The following is a 16281-nucleotide window of genomic DNA, read 5'->3' as shown; positions in this document are numbered from 1 at the left end:
TCATTCCTGCTTATCTCTTTCGGAGAAGATTTAGGATGACTTCAAATAATCTTTAAAATAATTAAAAACCAAAAAACCAAAACAATGAAAAAACTAATTGTAATTGCAATTGCTTTCACATTTGCTTTTGCTGCTCAGGCGCAAAACAATCCCTCAATGCCATCATCAACCAAATCAGACATGCATGATTGCGTGATGATGAAAGACGGAAAGATGATGATGATGAAGGACGGTAAGATGATGACCATGGATAAAGACATGACCATGGAGAATGGCACCATGGTTATGACGGATGGTCATTACATGAAAAAAGGGGGTGAGAAAATGATGTTAAAGAATGGGGAGTGCGTTACCATGGAAGGCACAATGATGATGGCAGATAAAGACATGGATATGAACATGCACAACTGCGTGATGATGAAAGACGGAAAGATGGTGATGATGAGAGACGGAAAGATGATGACCATGGAAAAGGACATGACCATGGAGAATGGCACTATGGTAATGACTGATGGTCATTACATGAAAAAAGGCGGTGAGAAAATGATGTTGAAAAACGGTGAGTGCGTTACCATGGAAGGCAAAATGATGATGGCAGATAAAGACATGGATATGGACATGCACAACTGTGTAATGATGAAAGACGGTAAGATGATGATGATGAAAGACGGTAAGATGATGATGATGGAAAAAGACATGACCATGAAAAATGGCACCGTAGTAATGACCGATGGGCACTACATGAAAAAAGGCGGCGAGAAAATGATGCTGAAGGAAGGGGAATGCGTTAATATGAGCGGGAACATGAAAATGATGGATGAAGATGACATGAACAAGTGAATACGGTTGAATAGAGTTCTAACTCTTCAATAAATGTATTTTTAAATTGACTAACAATTCAAAGCCTGAAACAAAACCACTAAGACATTGAAAACACTTTAGCTGCACTAAGAAAAACTTAGGGGATATTGATAATCTCAGTGTTTTAGTGGTAATTCTTTTTAGAGATAATGTTAAATACTAAACTCGAAACATGCAAACATCTTTTTTTCTTTTCTCTCTAATGCTGTCAGGGTTGTCAAAAGTTGAGATTCAAAACCATGATGCGATAGCTAAGTTTTTAATTGAATCCGCCGATGCCCGGATGATGGATACCGAAGAAGGTAGACTTGCAGGCGAACGCGGCACCACGCCGGAAATTCGCAAGTACGGCAAGTTGATGGTAGCTGACCAAACAATGCTCTTAGAAAAAATCAGAAAGATTGCTAAGGCAAAACAGGTTGAATTACCATCTGCCATCAGCGATAAAAAAATGCGGGGATTAAAAAATTTAAAGGAAAAGCACGATGAAAACTTCGATAAAAAATTGATGAGGATGATGATCATTGATCATAAAAGGGACGTAGGTATTTTTAATAAGGCAACAGAAACGGAAGACCCGCAGGTAAAAGCTTTTGCCAAAGAATATCTACCCCTTATTCAATCACATTTGGACACAATCAGAAGTATAAAAGAATCCACCTGAAATACTCGCTCGCGTGAATGCAGCAGAGAATTTTCGGGCAAGGTTCGCTTGTGCTAATCAGAATTTCTTCAAGAACCATTGCGAATAATTTTTTTTAGTTCATCAAAAAAACCAAATCAAAAAAAGGAAAAAGTTTATAATCGTCCTCGGACTGCTGTTTGCGGCAGCATCGCTAAACGCACAAAAACAACACATGAAACTGGAATCAGCACCATGCCGTGCTTCTTTTTCGCATTTAAAAGCCCGACAAATAAATGCTTCATATTCCATTCCGTTATTATAAGAAGCTGTATTACTACTGTTACTTTATAATATCATTATTTTTTTAATCAAACACCCCAAACGTTTCTCTCCTCAATAATTCTTTCACGGAAATTGGTATTATCTCCATCTCTCCTTTCTTATCCAGTCGCTTTAACTCGTCAACAGCATCTTTGGTAAAATCAAAAGAGATAAAGTACCCTTTTCTTCTTCCGTCACGAATCATAGCGGCGACGAAACTATCAATGTCGGGCCGGCTTGCTTTGTCTTTTTGCTTTACCTGAATGGGATAGTAAATATCGGATTCACCAAACAAATCGCTCCCTGTTTTTTTCTTCTTTTCCAAGCTAATAGGATAGAGCTTACCATCGATGCCAAAATCTCCCACTTTGGTTTTATTGGGAATACCGCCGAGTGCAATCACTGCCCAATTTTCAAATTCAAAGTGGGGAATCTTGCGGAGCTCCTCTTCTGTGTGCGGTAAATCTTCCACCGAAAAATCTTTTCCTTCATCCAATTTAAAGATATCCCACAGCCGTTGGGACATTACACGGCAAGCGGTGGGAGAAATGTCAATTCCGATCCATTTACGATTGAGCTTTTGTGCTGCTACAAGTGTAGTTCCGCACCCACAAAAAGCATCAAGAACTAAATCTCCTTTATTACTGCTCGCTTCTATGATTCGTTCTAAAAGCGAAATAGGTTTTTGAGTAGGGTATCCTAACCTTTCTTTTTCTTGGCCTTGCAATGGTTTAATATCATCCCAAATATTTCCTAAAGACAATCCATGCATTTCATCTAAATATTTTTTGAATCGTATTCTTCCGCCTTGCTTTTTAGGAAAAATTATTAAGCCTTTTTCATCCATCTCTTTCATTTTTTCTAAAGATACAGCCCAACCATTTGGATGAGGTTTATATCCTTTATAATCATACATAAGATTAGGTCTCGGATTGGGGCTTCGTGAATCTACTGATTGAAATTTTCTTCCATTCTCTTCAACATATTTATAGAAAGTCCTTATATAATCTTTATCATAAGGTTGATATTTTCGATTAAAGAAAAAATTATTGCCTTTAGAATAAAAAAAAATTGAATCATTTAAATTTCCAAAACGATTTTTGGCATCATTGTGACTACTTGTTCTCTTCCAAATAATTTCATTCTGAAAAAAGTTTGCTCCAAAAATTTCATCCAGCATCACCTTTACGTAATGGGATGCATGCCAGTCGCAGTGATAATAAAAGCTTCCGGTTTTCTTTAGCACGCGATAGAGTTCATTCACTCGTGGACGCATATATGTAATGTATGCCTGCGCATCTCCGAAACGATCATTAAAGGCACGCTTTTCCTGTGCATCTCCCCAAAAGACTTCGTAGTTGCGGTTGCTATTGAATGGTGGATCGATGTAAATCAAATCTACACTCTCGTTGGGAATCTCATTGAGCATTTTAAGATTATCACCGCAGTAAATCGTAAATGGTTTAAGCTGATGTTTCGCCATGCAAAATATTTTCAGGAATAAATTTAAGGAATGGAAAAAGAGAAGGGCAGATTTTTAAAAGAAAAGTAGTCGTAATAAATTTTCCATCGGGATATTCTAAGAATTAAATAAATCTTTCCTAAAAAAACTTTTTAGTTTCGACCCTCAAAATTTTAAAAACGAAGCTCACTATAGTCAATTAATAACATTTTATGACTGCTAAAAGACAAGCCGCATTAAGTTTTATTTTCATTACACTGCTTATTGATGTTACCGGTTTCGGAATTATTATACCGGTATTGCCAAAGCTGATAACGGAAATGATTCATGGTACGCTCAGTGATGCATCACGGTATGGCGGCTGGCTGATGTTTTCATTTTCTATTATGCAGTTTCTCTTTTCACCTGTACTGGGGAATCTGAGTGATCAATATGGAAGACGTCCGGTGCTTTTACTTTCCCTCTTTGGCCTTGGAATCGATTACCTCATTTTAGCCTTTGCTCCTACTATCGGATGGCTTTTTCTTGGGCGCATCCTTTCAGGAATCAGCGGAGCAAGCTTTACCACGGCATCTGCCTATATTGCTGACATTAGCCCTCCTGAAAAGCGTGCACAAAATTTCGGAATGATCGGAGTGGCTTTTGGATTGGGATTTATTATAGGTCCGGTCGTTGGCGGCTTACTTGGTCAATATGGTTCACGAATTCCATTCTTTGCTGCTGCCGGTCTTGCATTATTGAACTGGCTCTACGGATACTTTATTTTACCTGAATCGCTTAGTAAAGACCACCGCCGGATCTTTAATTGGAAACGCTCCAACCCTATCGGCTCCCTATTTCAGCTTAAGAAATACCCTGTAGTAGCCGGATTAGTCGAATCCCTGCTATGCATCTACATAGCAGCTTTCGCGGTACAAAGCACATGGACCTATTTCACGATGCAGCAATTCCAATGGACAACTGCCATGGTCGGTTATTCCTTAGGCGTAGTGGGATTTATGTATGCTCTTGTACAGGGAGGATTGATACGAATCGTGATACCCAGGCTTGGGCAAAAGCGTTCCGTGTATGTGGGCCTTGCCATGTATGGCATCGGTTTTTTGCTCTTTGCATTTGCATCAAAAAGCTGGATGATGTTTGTTTTTTTAGTTCCTTATTGTCTTGGAGGCATTGCTGGCCCTGCCTTACAGGGAATTATGTCTTCACAGGTACCTCCTAACGAACAAGGGGAACTGCAGGGTGGCTTAACAAGCGTATTAAGCTTAACTTCTATTGTTGGGCCTCTGCTAATGACAAATCTTTTTGCATGGTTTACCAGTGGCAATGCGCCTGTTTACTTTCCCGGAGCACCGTTTCTTGCCGGATCAATCCTTACCTTATTCAGTCTCTTATTTGCCATAAGAACCTTAACAAAATATATTCACCCGCAAGAAGTAATTACTCTGGATAAGCCAGCTTAATCTACTGCCAATGGCTATTTGGATTGAAATTTCACATCATTGCTAGTAAAAAAATCAGCCGCTGAAAGTTATCCTTTTGAAGGAATTCCAGCGGCTGATGTAATAGTTTTTCTACCTTTTATTGGATCATCACTTTTTGCACCTGGGTGGATCCTCCCTGCTGCAGTGCAATAAAATAAACACCGGGAGTATATTGATTTTTCAAAGAAAGAGTTTGTTCATAATTACCGGCATCATCATTCGAACTATAGAGAACTTCCTGTTGCTGTCCCTGTAAGTTAAATAAAGCAATCTGAACATTGCCGGATTCATCGTTAGAAAAATCGGCCGTTAACTGCTGATGAATAACAGTGGGATAAACAGAAAATCCTTTGTCATCCACATCAGCACCTAATCTAGAAATAATCTTTGGAGTAAGGGTTAGCTTGCCGGAATAGATATGATCTCCCATAGGAGTAAAATCATCATTGGATGCATTAGTAGCACAATAGATGGTAATGGTTCCAATATCAGTAGCAGGTGCCGTCCATTTATAAGACCATGTTTCGTATGGAACGCCCTGGTAGTTGCTCATGTACACCCTTCCATTATTTTTATCATTCCGAAGAAGAGTAGCATCATGGTCGGTAACTTTACATGTACCGGCAGGCAGGTTTTTTTTATCGTCAAGAATTGTTGTTTCAAAACCGCCCCGCGCAGATTCAGAAGCATCAAAAACGGTGACTGTTATGGTATAGCTTTTACCTGGTACATATTTATTGTTTCCACTGGATGTTAGAGTCATTCCACCCGGGCCCCCGTTTAGAGCAGTGCCACCATGGCAATCCGTACAATAAGTTTCTCCCGGTGCACCTGTTCTTTGAAGCGGTGGCTTCGGTATACTGTCTTGTTCTGTCATACTAATGCTAAATAAAGCAGCTGCCAATGCAAATAGTGTAAGTATTTTTTTCATCTCTAATATTTTTGTTTAAAGATACGAAGCTATTACTTCCTGCCAAGAAAAAAATACGATGAAGATTAAGTTTCTGATAAAGAATAAATTATTATAATCGAAAGCAATTTTTAACCTTTTATGTTAAAACCTGATATTAAAATCCGGAATTAATACCTATCACATTTGTTTGCAACAGTAAGTGCTCTAAATTTGAGCCTAAATCAATAGATTCATGAACAGCGCTAATGAAGTATATATTATGTCCATTGCCCGCACTCCAATAGGGAGCCTGGGTGGAATGATTGCAAGTGTCACTGCACCTCAACTGGGCGCTATAGCCATTAAAGCCGCTATGGAACGTACAAAGATAGAGCCTGACCAGGTTCAGGAAGTGTATATGGGGAATGTTTTGAGCGCAAATGTTGGACAGGCTCCTGCACAGCAAGCGTCCATATTTGCCGGCATACCAACAAGTACACCCTGCACTACTATAAATAAGGTATGTGCATCCGGAATGAAAGCAATAATGCTTGGTGCACAATCAATTTTACTTGGAATAAATGATATTGTGGTGGCAGGCGGAATGGAGAGCATGTCGAACACTCCTTATTACCTGGAAAAGGCACGTAGCGGATACCGGTACGGCCACGGTCAGATCATCGATGGAATAATCCGCGATGGATTATGGGACCCCTATAGTGACTTTGCAATGGGTACAGCCGGGGAAATTTGCGCAAAGGAATATAAAGTTACCCGTGAAGAACAGGACGCCTACGCGGTGGAATCTTATAAGCGGGCAGCAAAGGCGTATGAAACGGGGGTTTATAATGAGGAAATAGTGCCTGTGGAAGTAACTGCAGGAAAAGAAAAGATATTGGTAAAGGAGGATGAAGAGTATAAAAAAATAAAATTCGACAAATTGGCTTCCTTAAAACCGGCTTTTCAAAAGGATGGAACTATTACAGCAGCTAATGCATCGAAGATCAATGATGGCGGGGCAGCAGTGATTCTGATGAGCGGTTTAAAAGCAAAACAGCTTGGATTAAAACCGCTTGCAAAAATTATCGGTTTTGCGGATGCTTCCCAGGATCCATCGTGGTTCACCACTACACCTTCCAAGGCAATGCCTAAAGCCATGCACCAGGCAGGTTTAGAAATGGACGATGCTGAAATAGCCGAGATTAATGAAGCCTTTTCAGTAGTTTCAATAGTTAACAACCGCTTGCTTAATCTGGATCCTGAGTGCGTGAATATTTATGGTGGCGCCGTTGCATTAGGTCATCCTATTGGTTGTTCAGGCGCTCGTATCACTATTACACTTACAAATGCATTAAAGCAAAAAGGAAAACGAATCGGCGTGGCCGGAATATGTAACGGAGGTGGCGGTGCATCGGCTATAGTATTGGAAAATGTGAATTAACAAGTTATTTCCTTTACTGCTTATACATTAATCTGAATCTCTTCGTTTTCAGATTTTCTAACCTGAATTGAATTGAAGCATTTTTTTATCCTGGGAACTATTGCAATAATATTTTCCTCCACTGCGGATCTCTCTTTTGCCCAAACCAATAGCCTTAATGTGCAAATGCGGCAGTATGAAGATTCACTCCGCATATTAAGTGATTCACTGATAGATGGAAAAACGGCTGAAAAAAGGCTGCATGCCGGTTTCGACTTTATAAAAATGCTTGTGCAGTCCTTAAATCAAAGCGAATCTTTCCAGTATAGTTTTGATTCTTTAAAGCGCATTTCAATTCTCTATCCTGACGATCGACACTTTCGTATTTTTTGCTGGGCATTACCTTTGACAGAAAGAACCTACCGGTATTACGGAGTAATTCAAATGAATGATAAAAACAAAACTGTTTTATTTCCTTTTTTTGATTATTCGGAACACATACAACAACCATCAGATACTATTACTTCCGCACAGAAATGGTATGGTGCACTTTACTATAAAATGGTTAAGGTAAAATCCGGCTCTAAAACTTATTACACTCTTTTTGGCTGGAATCAGAATACTTTAAAAAGTAAGAAAAAGCTTATTGAGATATTGTGGTTTGATGAGAATGGAAGCCCCCAATTTGGAGCACCTGTATTTCAGTTCAGCAAAAATGAATATCCTGCAGTTGCTAAGCGATTTATTATCGAATATAAAAATGATGCAAAAGTATCGCTCAATTATGATGAGGATCATCACATTATTATCTTCGACCATTTAGTACCGGAAAACCATGGTGAGGAAGGAATCCATGAAAAATATGTTCCTGATGGATCTTATGAAGGATTTGAATGGAAAAATGGAAAATGGAGGTATGTGGAAAATGTTTTTACCGCCACTCAGCAACAGGTCCCGTATCCAAAGCCATTGGATTTCGAAGAACCTAAAAAAGATAAATTCTAACCAACTTATTGAAAGATTCTATATGGCATATTAATGGCCATTTCCTACCCGTTTCATTTCGTCCAGGTTTCCTGTCTGATGCTGTCTTCCGCTTTCAGCTGGATGTTACCCAAACGATACGTGAAGGTGATGCGAAGTTCACGGCCTTCCCATTCGCCGCTGCTGAAAAGATAAAACCCTCCAAATTTATTTTCTGCCCGTCAGGGTAGCGTATGGAAGATATCGCTTACTGCAAATTTTAATGTTGCAAGTTTTTTAAAGATCTTTTTCTGAATTCCCGCATCGAGAGACCAATTCGAGTTTGTAGCAAACGGGCCACCTCAAATACGGGGAGCTATGAACCCGCTTAATTCAAGGGTGAAATTCATTGGAAGGGTAAATGTATTTTGTGCATATAATAACTACCTCCTGAAGATTTATGTCGGATTGATTCCATGTAATGGCCGGTAATGTGATATCTTATAAACCATCGACCATTATTTGACTGGATAGATAATCCTTAATTCCAATGGCTGTTATCTTGACTATAATTCCCATCACCGATATTTATTAATTCAAAATTTCATTTAACACCGGTCACTCCTGCTTTTACCAGTGGTGAAGCTGCTGCAGAAAGAAATGCCACCGTAGCGGCGATTAGGGGCTTTTTTTCATTATTTCAAAATTTTTCCGGTAATAGAAATAGATAAATATGTGATCAATGTATCAAATAAGCAAAAACTTAAGTATCCTTTTACTTATTCCAATACAGTAACTTCATTTCCATAAATTTGCAATCCTGAATGCTCCTTCGAACAGAAAATCTTGTTAAAATTTACCGTGGTCGCCATGTGGTGGATCATGTTTCTGTACAAGTGCAGCAAGGTGAAATTGTGGGCTTACTGGGTCCAAATGGTGCGGGGAAAACAACCACCTTTTATATGACAGTTGGTCTTGTGAGGCCGGATGAGGGTAAGATTTTTCTAAACGATATGGACATTACACGTCTGCCCATGTACAAAAGATCGAAAAAAGGTATTGGCTATCTTCCCCAGGAGGCAAGCATATTCCGCAAATTAAGTGTCGAGGATAATATTTCGGCGGTTCTTGAAATGACAAAACTTTCAAGAAAAGAACAAAAAATGAAATTGGAATCATTGCTGGAGGAATTCGGATTAGCCCACGTAAGAAAAAACCGTGGCGATCTGCTATCGGGAGGCGAACGAAGAAGGACTGAGATCGCACGTGCCTTGTCGGTAGATCCAAAATTTATTTTACTGGATGAGCCTTTTGCCGGTATTGATCCTATTGCCGTTGAAGATATCCAAAGTATTGTTTCAAAATTGAAATTCAGAAATATTGGTATCCTGATTACAGATCACAATGTTCAGGAAACGCTATCTATAACGGACCGTGCGTATCTATTGTTTGAGGGAAAGATACTAAAACAGGGTACTGCAGAGGAATTAGCAGCGGATGAGCAGGTTAGAAAAGTATACCTCGGTAAAAATTTTGAGCTAAGAAAAAAGACCGTCCTTAACGAGCCTTTATTACAATAATACTTTACCGTTTAAAAGTATACAGGGTTTTTTTGCCGGCCTCCACGTATTAAACTATTATGCGCATACTCATCCAGAGGGTAAAACAAGCTTCTGTATTAATTGACGGGAAAATTCATTCACAAATCGAAGCCGGCTTATTGGTTTTCTTGGGTATAGCAGAAAATGATAAAGATGAAGATATTTTGTGGCTTACGAACAAAACCATTAATCTCAGGATTTTTGATGATGAGAATGGGATTATGAATTTGTCTGTAAAGGAATTGAATAAAGAAATATTAGTCGTGAGCCAGTTCACGCTGCATGCCTCCACGAAAAAAGGCAATCGGCCATCATATATTCGTGCCGCAACCACAGTGATTGCCATCCCTCTCTACGAAAAATTTTTGAATCAGCTGGAGCATGATTTTGGTAAAAAAATAAGTACAGGGGTATTTGGAGCGATGATGTTAGTGGAGCTCGTAAATGATGGGCCTGTAACCATTTGGATGGATTCAAAGAATAAAGAATGAATCTTGATAAATTTCTTTATGATGGGTCCATCAGCAATGATATACTGATTAGCGTTCCTTTCTCTTTACAATAAAATACCACTCTCCTTCAAGAGGCAAATAACCGTATTCATAGCAGAAATAATACACTGTTCCCTTTTTATTGGTGTATGTATTAGTATAATACCGGAATTGAAATCCTTTCTATAGCAATTTCAATTTCGATGCTTTTGCAGTCTCCGCTCCATCAGGAATTATTTCTTCCAATATTCTGCGATTCCGTCTCAACACATTATTTACGTTTCGTACATAATTATTGTCATCGCTATTCAGCTTGTTGTGGTAACTGTTGCGACAGTAATCATCACAAAACTTTTTATCTGTTCGGCCCTTTATAGATGTTCCGCAGGTAAGACAAGCACGATCGGCTATAGGTGGCATATTATCTTTTTTACTGAAATGGAAAATAGGGCATGCGTCATTAGGACTTTATAATCTAAGGTAAACATTTTTGCATTTGCAAATACTTACAAGCAATTATATCTGTACCTAAGCGAATATTAACCGGCTTTAAGATCTTCCGCAAGACATTTTTGCACTATTAATAATTATTGCTAACAATCTTTAACCTTAAATTTTATAACATGAACACAATGAAAAACAAAGTGCAGTTAATTGGAAACCTGGGAATAAATCCTGAAATACGTACTACAGAAGCCGGTAAAAAATGGATGCGACTTTCTCTCGCCACCAGTGAAAACTATCGAAATGCAAAAGGTGAAAAAATGGTAGACACGCAGTGGCACAACCTGGTGTTATGGGGCAAAGTGGCTGAGATTGCAGAAAAATACCTCGATAAGGGGAGCGAAGTGGCTATAGAAGGTAAATTAATCAGCCGCAGCTATCTTGACAAAGCCGGAACAAAAAAATATGTGACCGAAGTGGAAGTGCAGGAACTATTGATGCTTGGAAGGAAGAATGGCAAAACTTCTGAATAATTGCGTAGTTCTTCATCACAAAGTGTACATTTTAAATATCTATTCTATAGTCATTGAGAAAACATGCTAACTGATCGCATTTTTTCTCGAAGGGATAACAGCCTATAACTGTTAAATACCAAACGTCTTCAAAAACTTAATGGTTATTGCCTGAGAATTTACAATGGGCAAATGGGGATCTAAACGATTCCGTGCAGTATTTAATCCCTGGTTAATCACGAGGAAGAGATCCGTACCTTCTTCAGGATTGTAGCGAAAGCGAAGATTACTGCTTAGGGAATGGCTAAGATCATCGTACTGTGTATAAACTTTTAAGGAGAATTTTATTGAGATCAGATATGCAATGTTTAACCGGACTAAATTGCTTTCAAAAGTAGTATGCACCGCATCATATAAGTATTTTTTAAATAGAATGTGATTGTATTCGTATGTTATTCCTACATTGAAATGCTTATTGAAGGAATAGCGAATGTTGGGTGAAAAATAAAATCGTTTACCACCATAAAAGCCACCATAAGTCATTGTTACATCTGCATTATATTTCGATTGTTGTGGAGAACTAAGGTTAATGGTATTATTAAACATTTTATAAACCCCGGCAGCAATTGCATTCCGATCATTCAAAAACCAATTATAGGAAAGCGAGTCAATGGTATATTCAAACAAAGAAAAATTGATATCTGCCCCATTCTTAAATGTTATTCCCGGAAAAATATTGGTAGATAGTATTTCACGGCTTCCTGAAGAGAGCTTCAGCCGGTAACTATTGTGCATGTTAATATACCAGTATTCAGCAAGGCTCTGCGGCTTAGCGGTATATTGATATCCCAGGTTTCCGGTGAATGAAGCATAGTTATTTTCATCCAGATACCCTGTAACCGGATAGAAGTTTTTCCCGACCACATCAAAATAAGCCGCAAAATTAAACCCCTCATTAACATTCTTAAATATGCCTGCCTGGTAATAAATATCTGTGCGCGGATGAAAATTAAAATTTATTAATGTGCTTGCTATTCCGCCTTCAATTGCCAATTGCTGATTTAATCTTTTAACAAAGTCTAACCCTATTATTTGGTTCGATAAATGGCTTGAATCTGTATTGATTCTATTAGTAAAGATGCCGCCTATAAAGCTTCCCAGCGAATCAATATCCTTCCTGGTTCTGAAGACAAAAAAATTATGCGGGGCAACAGCTTCAGCCCCAATTCCTTTTGTCTGCATATCCAGCATTCCTATCTGCCATCCATTGCTTTTTCCGGTAACCCTTGCACCTGCAATAATAGGAACGATCACACCATTTTCATTTCCAATGGTTCGTGATATGAAAAGCTCATTTCCCGAAGGAAAACCATAGCTCAGGTAATGCGCTGACTCGAGAAAAAAACTTCTTTTCTCAGGCAGATTTACTTCGAACCTGCTTAAATTAATAATACGGTCATCCACTTCAGCCTGTGCAAAATCAGTATTAAGTGAAAGATCGAGGGTAAAATTTTTGCTTAATCCATACTTGACATCTACTCCTATATTACTTAAAATTTTATCGAATGCTTTATTGTCTACAAAGTTTTTCTGTGTAATCAGCTCAGAATTTTTAGTATAGCCGGTCCCTGTTTCGTTCAGCTGGTTTTCTTCGGAATAATTAGCAATAATATAAGGGGTGATATAGAATGGCTTCCTGCTTTTCAGGTTATATAACACCATATCCCTTGCATAGGAAACATTGATCCATCCATTTTGAGTTTTAGGATCAAGCTTTGGAAAAGTGGTTAATTCGCTTTTACGCTTTACATAGCGGGCTACACGAAAGCCCATGGTTACAATTGATGCTGATTCAAACCGCAACGATGAAAAAGGAATCCGGTATACAGTCGTATAACCCAGTGAATCAATATGTGAAGCGACATCCCAGAAAGTGTTATAGGAATCATTTTCGGTAAGGGCATCATTGGAAATTTGTGTATCCCATCTTGCATCTAGTGTATTAGTAGCAAAAACCACTGCCGAACTTTTATCGTGGTAAGTATCTATAAGAAAGGAAGTTCCATCATCACTTCCCAGAGAAAAATCCCGCTCCAATCCTAACCGGATGATTTTGTCGGGCTCACTTTCATAGCAACGGAAACCCACATACATGTATTCATCATTATACAAGATACGCATTTCGGTTTTTTCAGAGGGATCTGCACCGGGGTTTGGATCTGTCTGCATGAAATCATTTTCCACATCAGCGCGATTCCAGGCGGGGTCATCTAATTTTCCATCCAGCGTAATAGCATTTGTGATTCGCAGAGGATGATAAGGCTGCTGCTGACAGTAAGCAGTTTTGTGTACCGTGACATTAAGGATTAATAGGGAACAAAAAATTTTCAGCTTCATCTATTGAAGATATGAAATTGAATATTTTTTACACAATTCTTTTTTGTAAAGCTATTACTACTTCAATTTAAAACTTAGATGCAATTTTTATACAATTTTACCTCTGATCGCCTTCACTACTGCCTCTGATTTTGAATGCACCTGCAGTTTCCTGTATATATTTTTTATATGCATGCTAACTGTGTCCATGCTAATGGTGCAGGCATCGGAAATCATTTTGTAGCTCATGCCTTTCACAAGACCCGATAAAATCTCTGTCTCACGCCTGGTGAGATCGAATGAATCAGGATATAATTCAATAGATTTATTTTTTACCATCTTCAAAACACGGTTAGCAACGGATGGTGTCATGGGGCTTCCGCCTTCATGAATTTCTCTTATTGCCTCCAGAATTTCCGCGCCGCCATCATAGAGTTCCCGAAGGGATTGGAGCAACAAAGCCGGTGGGGTATTTTTCAAAATATAGCCCTCGGCGCCATTGCATATAGAAGCAAATATTTTTTCATCTTCTTCGAAAATCGTTTGCATCAATATTTTTATCTCTGGAAAATTTTCTTTGATCATCCTTACACCATCAATGCCGCTGATTCCCGGCATCTGGATATCCATCAGTACCACGTCAGGATTTAATTCACGTATGTTTTCAATAAGATTACTGCAATTTGGAAATGCACCTACGCACCTAAATCCCTTTGATCCGTCAATCAATAGCTGAAGTCCTTTACGTAACCGATCATTATCTTCGAAAAGGGCGACCTTAATGTTCATTTTTAGCCTGCTTTAAAATTCAAATTAACGGTTGTTCCTTCTCCGGGCTTCGATTCAATCATAAACGTAGCCTTGATTTCCTCAGCGCGCTTTTTCATGTTTATAATTCCGTTACCTCTATTTATGTGCTCAGTGCTGAAGCCGTTTCCATTGTCGCGAACTTCTAATCGAATGGTGTGATCCGAATGATGCAAATAAAATGCGGCTCTGCTGGCATTGTGCTGCCGATCCAGATGTTATTGTTCTTTCCAGAACTCACGCTACACGCTTTGTCTGTGCTGAATTCAGTGGAACCGTAATTAAAATGATGAATCATTTTGCCTGTGAGCGAATTGAAATAATCTATTCCCGGTGCTGCTGTAACAATCCAAAGGTTGTCGTCGTCATCAGTGCAGATGCGCTTTACAAAACTATTGCTGATGGTACTGCTGTCCCCGTTAAGGTGATAGAAATGTTTGAAATTTTCGGTCCGTGGATCCAGTTCATCCAATCCCTTGTAATTGGCGATCCACACCTTTCCTTTTTTGTCAACCGTTATTGAAGTAGTTCCATCATCGCTCACCGAATTGGAATTACCGGGTTCATGCAGATAATGTTTGAAACTTTCAGCCACGGGATCAAAGCTCCAGACACCAGTTTCATTAGCTCCAATCCAAATGATGCCCTGGCTATCCTGCACCATATCATCATAATCGCCCGAGACGAGATAATCGGGATGGTCCATGCTATAGCAATATTTTTTAAAGGTATAGCCATCGTATCGATCGAGCCCCTGGCGAGTGAGGAACCAGAGAAACCCATTTTTATCCTGTAACATGGAGCATAGCGCATTACTTGACAACCCTTGATCTGCAATGATCTGCCGGAAATCAAACTGCGGAGCTACTGATAATTGAGGATATGAGTGCATTGAAAAAAGAAATGCAGCAGAAAAAAAACCCCAACATTTAATCCATGAATTATCGCTCATACTGAATCAAATCTACCACTTAATAAGACAGTTTTGCACCCCAGAAACTGGGGGGATAATTGGCGTTTTAATTAAAAAAGAAACCCCTTTCTGGTATTGACAAAAGTTGTTTAAGAAGCGATCTTTATTTCGTAAAAAAACCAAAATGAAACCTTCAACGCGATTATGCAATTATATTTTGATTATTGCACTGTGCTCCATTTTTCTCCAATTGGAGTTACTCAGCCAATTTGCAAAAGCGCAAATTATTTATACAGATGTAAACCCTGATCAATCATATTATGCTGGCTCTTACAATTTGGATTTAAACAATGATGGAATCGCGGATTTTCTGATTGCTCAAGATGGAATACTTTGTCCTAAAATAAGTCTGGTTTCGCTCAATTTAAATCCGCTTAATTCAGAAAAAACAAAGTTGAATCTTAATCAGGTAATTGATAGCAACCTTACATGGACATCAATTACACATCTGAATCTGGAGAAAGAAATCCATAACCGAGCCACTGGTCTTTGTGGACCACCAAACGGCGCCTGGGGTACATCGTCTGATGGTTATCTGGCATTGAAATTTAAAATTGGAAGTCAATATTTTTACGGGTGGGCACGATTGAATATAGTTATCAGTATTGGCAAATTCACTATTTATGATTACGCCTACAACAGCATTCCCAATCAATTCATTCTTGCCGGAGATACCGGATCAATTGCAACCAACATACATTATATAAAAAATTTCACTTCCCTTATTGTTTCACCAAATGGATTTAAGCATATAACCCGCATTTCCTTTTCACTGCCTCAAACTGAAAAAACTTCTATTATCATTTATGATGTTACCGGAAGGATAATAAAAATTCTTGCAAATGAAACCATGAGTGCGGGCATTCATCAAATCCAATGGAATGCAATTGATGAAAATGGAAATGAAGCAAGCGATGGAATTTATTTTTTGAAAATGCAGACAGTGAATGAGAGTGAAACGATTCGTTTGTCGGTGATGAAATAAAAAAGTAATCATCATTGGAGAGAACTACTTTTTACTGAATAACGGCTTTTGACTTCTTAATACTAAA

Annotated in this window: 14 protein-coding genes and 2 pseudogenes; 9 read left to right on the top strand and 7 right to left on the bottom strand. The window is 38.7% G+C overall.

What is annotated here, in order from left to right; all coding sequences use genetic code 11:
* Positions 1-84 precede the first annotated feature (84 nt).
* Both H0W62_01575 and H0W62_01570 read left to right on the top strand, forming a co-directional pair.
* Positions 85-840, top strand: a complete 756-nt coding sequence (locus H0W62_01575) for a hypothetical protein (GenBank protein MBA3647234.1) — start codon at positions 85-87, stop codon at positions 838-840.
* 193 nt (positions 841-1033) lie between these two features.
* Positions 1034-1525 (top strand): DUF4142 domain-containing protein, encoded by a 492-nt coding sequence (locus tag H0W62_01570; GenBank protein ID MBA3647233.1) that lies wholly within the window; start codon positions 1034-1036, stop codon positions 1523-1525.
* 325 nt (positions 1526-1850) lie between these two features.
* Here H0W62_01570 and H0W62_01565 read toward each other — a convergent pair whose 3' ends face one another.
* Positions 1851-3290 (bottom strand): restriction endonuclease, encoded by a 1440-nt coding sequence (locus H0W62_01565; GenBank protein ID MBA3647232.1) that lies wholly within the window; start codon positions 3288-3290, stop codon positions 1851-1853.
* Between the two features lie 191 nt (positions 3291-3481).
* Here H0W62_01565 and H0W62_01560 point away from each other — a divergent pair, with 191 nt between their 5' ends.
* Positions 3482-4729, top strand: a complete 1248-nt coding sequence (locus H0W62_01560; GenBank protein ID MBA3647231.1) for a TCR/Tet family MFS transporter — start codon at positions 3482-3484, stop codon at positions 4727-4729.
* Between the two features lie 118 nt (positions 4730-4847).
* Here the strand turns inward: H0W62_01560 and H0W62_01555 are convergent, their stop codons facing one another.
* A complete protein-coding gene (locus H0W62_01555) occupies positions 4848-5681 on the bottom strand; it encodes a T9SS type A sorting domain-containing protein (protein MBA3647230.1) in 834 nt (277 codons plus the stop codon).
* Between the two features lie 214 nt (positions 5682-5895).
* Here H0W62_01555 and H0W62_01550 point away from each other — a divergent pair, with 214 nt between their 5' ends.
* Complete coding sequence (locus tag H0W62_01550) at positions 5896-7083, top strand: acetyl-CoA C-acyltransferase (GenBank protein ID MBA3647229.1); 1188 nt, start codon at positions 5896-5898, stop codon at positions 7081-7083.
* Positions 7084-7155: 72 nt separating this feature from the next.
* Positions 7156-8067 (top strand): hypothetical protein, encoded by a 912-nt coding sequence (locus H0W62_01545; GenBank protein MBA3647228.1) that lies wholly within the window; start codon positions 7156-7158, stop codon positions 8065-8067.
* 200 nt (positions 8068-8267) lie between these two features.
* Here H0W62_01545 and H0W62_01540 read toward each other — a convergent pair.
* Positions 8268-8375, bottom strand: a pseudogene (locus tag H0W62_01540) (hypothetical protein).
* 474 nt (positions 8376-8849) lie between these two features.
* On the opposite strand from H0W62_01540, the gene lptB reads away from it, so the two are divergent.
* Together lptB and H0W62_01530 are read left to right on the top strand one after the other, a co-directional pair.
* A complete protein-coding gene (gene lptB, locus H0W62_01535) occupies positions 8850-9605 on the top strand; it encodes an LPS export ABC transporter ATP-binding protein (GenBank protein ID MBA3647227.1) in 756 nt (251 codons plus the stop codon).
* 59 nt (positions 9606-9664) lie between these two features.
* Entirely contained in the window at positions 9665-10117 is a 453-nt protein-coding gene (locus tag H0W62_01530; protein ID MBA3647226.1) for a D-tyrosyl-tRNA(Tyr) deacylase, read from the top strand.
* A 48-nt stretch (positions 10118-10165) separates the two neighbouring features.
* Here H0W62_01530 and H0W62_01525 read toward each other — a convergent pair.
* Positions 10166-10537 (bottom strand): annotated as a pseudogene (locus H0W62_01525) (hypothetical protein).
* 203 nt (positions 10538-10740) lie between these two features.
* Here H0W62_01525 and ssb point away from each other — a divergent pair.
* Positions 10741-11094 carry a single-stranded DNA-binding protein gene (ssb, locus tag H0W62_01520; GenBank protein ID MBA3647225.1) on the top strand — a complete coding sequence of 118 codons (354 nt, stop codon included), beginning with the start codon at positions 10741-10743 and terminating at the stop codon, positions 11092-11094.
* 111 nt (positions 11095-11205) lie between these two features.
* Here ssb and H0W62_01515 read toward each other — a convergent pair whose 3' ends face one another.
* The 3 genes from H0W62_01515 to H0W62_01505 all read right to left on the bottom strand — a co-directional run bounded on the left by H0W62_01515 (position 11206) and on the right by H0W62_01505 (position 15148).
* Complete coding sequence (locus tag H0W62_01515; GenBank protein MBA3647224.1) at positions 11206-13470, bottom strand: carbohydrate binding family 9 domain-containing protein; 2265 nt, start codon at positions 13468-13470, stop codon at positions 11206-11208.
* Positions 13471-13557: 87 nt separating this feature from the next.
* Entirely contained in the window at positions 13558-14238 is a 681-nt protein-coding gene (locus tag H0W62_01510) for a response regulator transcription factor (GenBank protein ID MBA3647223.1), read from the bottom strand.
* 163 nt (positions 14239-14401) lie between these two features.
* Positions 14402-15148, bottom strand: coding sequence for a hypothetical protein (locus tag H0W62_01505; protein MBA3647222.1), 747 nt, complete (start codon positions 15146-15148; stop codon positions 14402-14404).
* 205 nt (positions 15149-15353) lie between these two features.
* On the opposite strand from H0W62_01505, the gene H0W62_01500 reads away from it, so the two are divergent.
* Positions 15354-16214, top strand: a complete 861-nt coding sequence (locus H0W62_01500) for a T9SS type A sorting domain-containing protein (GenBank protein MBA3647221.1) — start codon at positions 15354-15356, stop codon at positions 16212-16214.
* The last annotated feature ends 67 nt before the right edge of the window (positions 16215-16281 follow it).

The organism is Chitinophagales bacterium (assembly GCA_013816805.1).
Taxonomy (GTDB): Bacteria; Bacteroidota; Bacteroidia; order Chitinophagales; family UBA10324; genus MGR-bin340.
Note: the sequence above shows the minus strand (reverse complement) of the source record. Positions and strands in the feature narration are given on the sequence as shown.

Bases quoted from the DNA above. Each gene is read 5' to 3' on its own strand.
- lptB (MBA3647227.1), top strand. From the start codon at position 8,850: ATGCTCCTTCGAACAGAAAATCTTGTTAAAATTTACCGTGGTCGCCAT.
- H0W62_01510 (MBA3647223.1), bottom strand. From the start codon at position 14,238: ATGAACATTAAGGTCGCCCTTTTCGAAGATAATGATCGGTTACGTAAA.
- H0W62_01515 (MBA3647224.1), bottom strand. From the start codon at position 13,470: ATGAAGCTGAAAATTTTTTGTTCCCTATTAATCCTTAATGTCACGGTA.
- H0W62_01500 (MBA3647221.1), top strand. From the start codon at position 15,354: ATGAAACCTTCAACGCGATTATGCAATTATATTTTGATTATTGCACTG.
- ssb (MBA3647225.1), top strand. From the start codon at position 10,741: ATGAACACAATGAAAAACAAAGTGCAGTTAATTGGAAACCTGGGAATA.
- H0W62_01565 (MBA3647232.1), bottom strand. From the start codon at position 3,290: ATGGCGAAACATCAGCTTAAACCATTTACGATTTACTGCGGTGATAAT.
- H0W62_01530 (MBA3647226.1), top strand. From the start codon at position 9,665: ATGCGCATACTCATCCAGAGGGTAAAACAAGCTTCTGTATTAATTGAC.
- H0W62_01575 (MBA3647234.1), top strand. From the start codon at position 85: ATGAAAAAACTAATTGTAATTGCAATTGCTTTCACATTTGCTTTTGCT.
- H0W62_01560 (MBA3647231.1), top strand. From the start codon at position 3,482: ATGACTGCTAAAAGACAAGCCGCATTAAGTTTTATTTTCATTACACTG.
- H0W62_01555 (MBA3647230.1), bottom strand. From the start codon at position 5,681: ATGAAAAAAATACTTACACTATTTGCATTGGCAGCTGCTTTATTTAGC.
- H0W62_01505 (MBA3647222.1), bottom strand. From the start codon at position 15,148: ATGCACTCATATCCTCAATTATCAGTAGCTCCGCAGTTTGATTTCCGG.
- H0W62_01570 (MBA3647233.1), top strand. From the start codon at position 1,034: ATGCAAACATCTTTTTTTCTTTTCTCTCTAATGCTGTCAGGGTTGTCA.
- H0W62_01550 (MBA3647229.1), top strand. From the start codon at position 5,896: ATGAACAGCGCTAATGAAGTATATATTATGTCCATTGCCCGCACTCCA.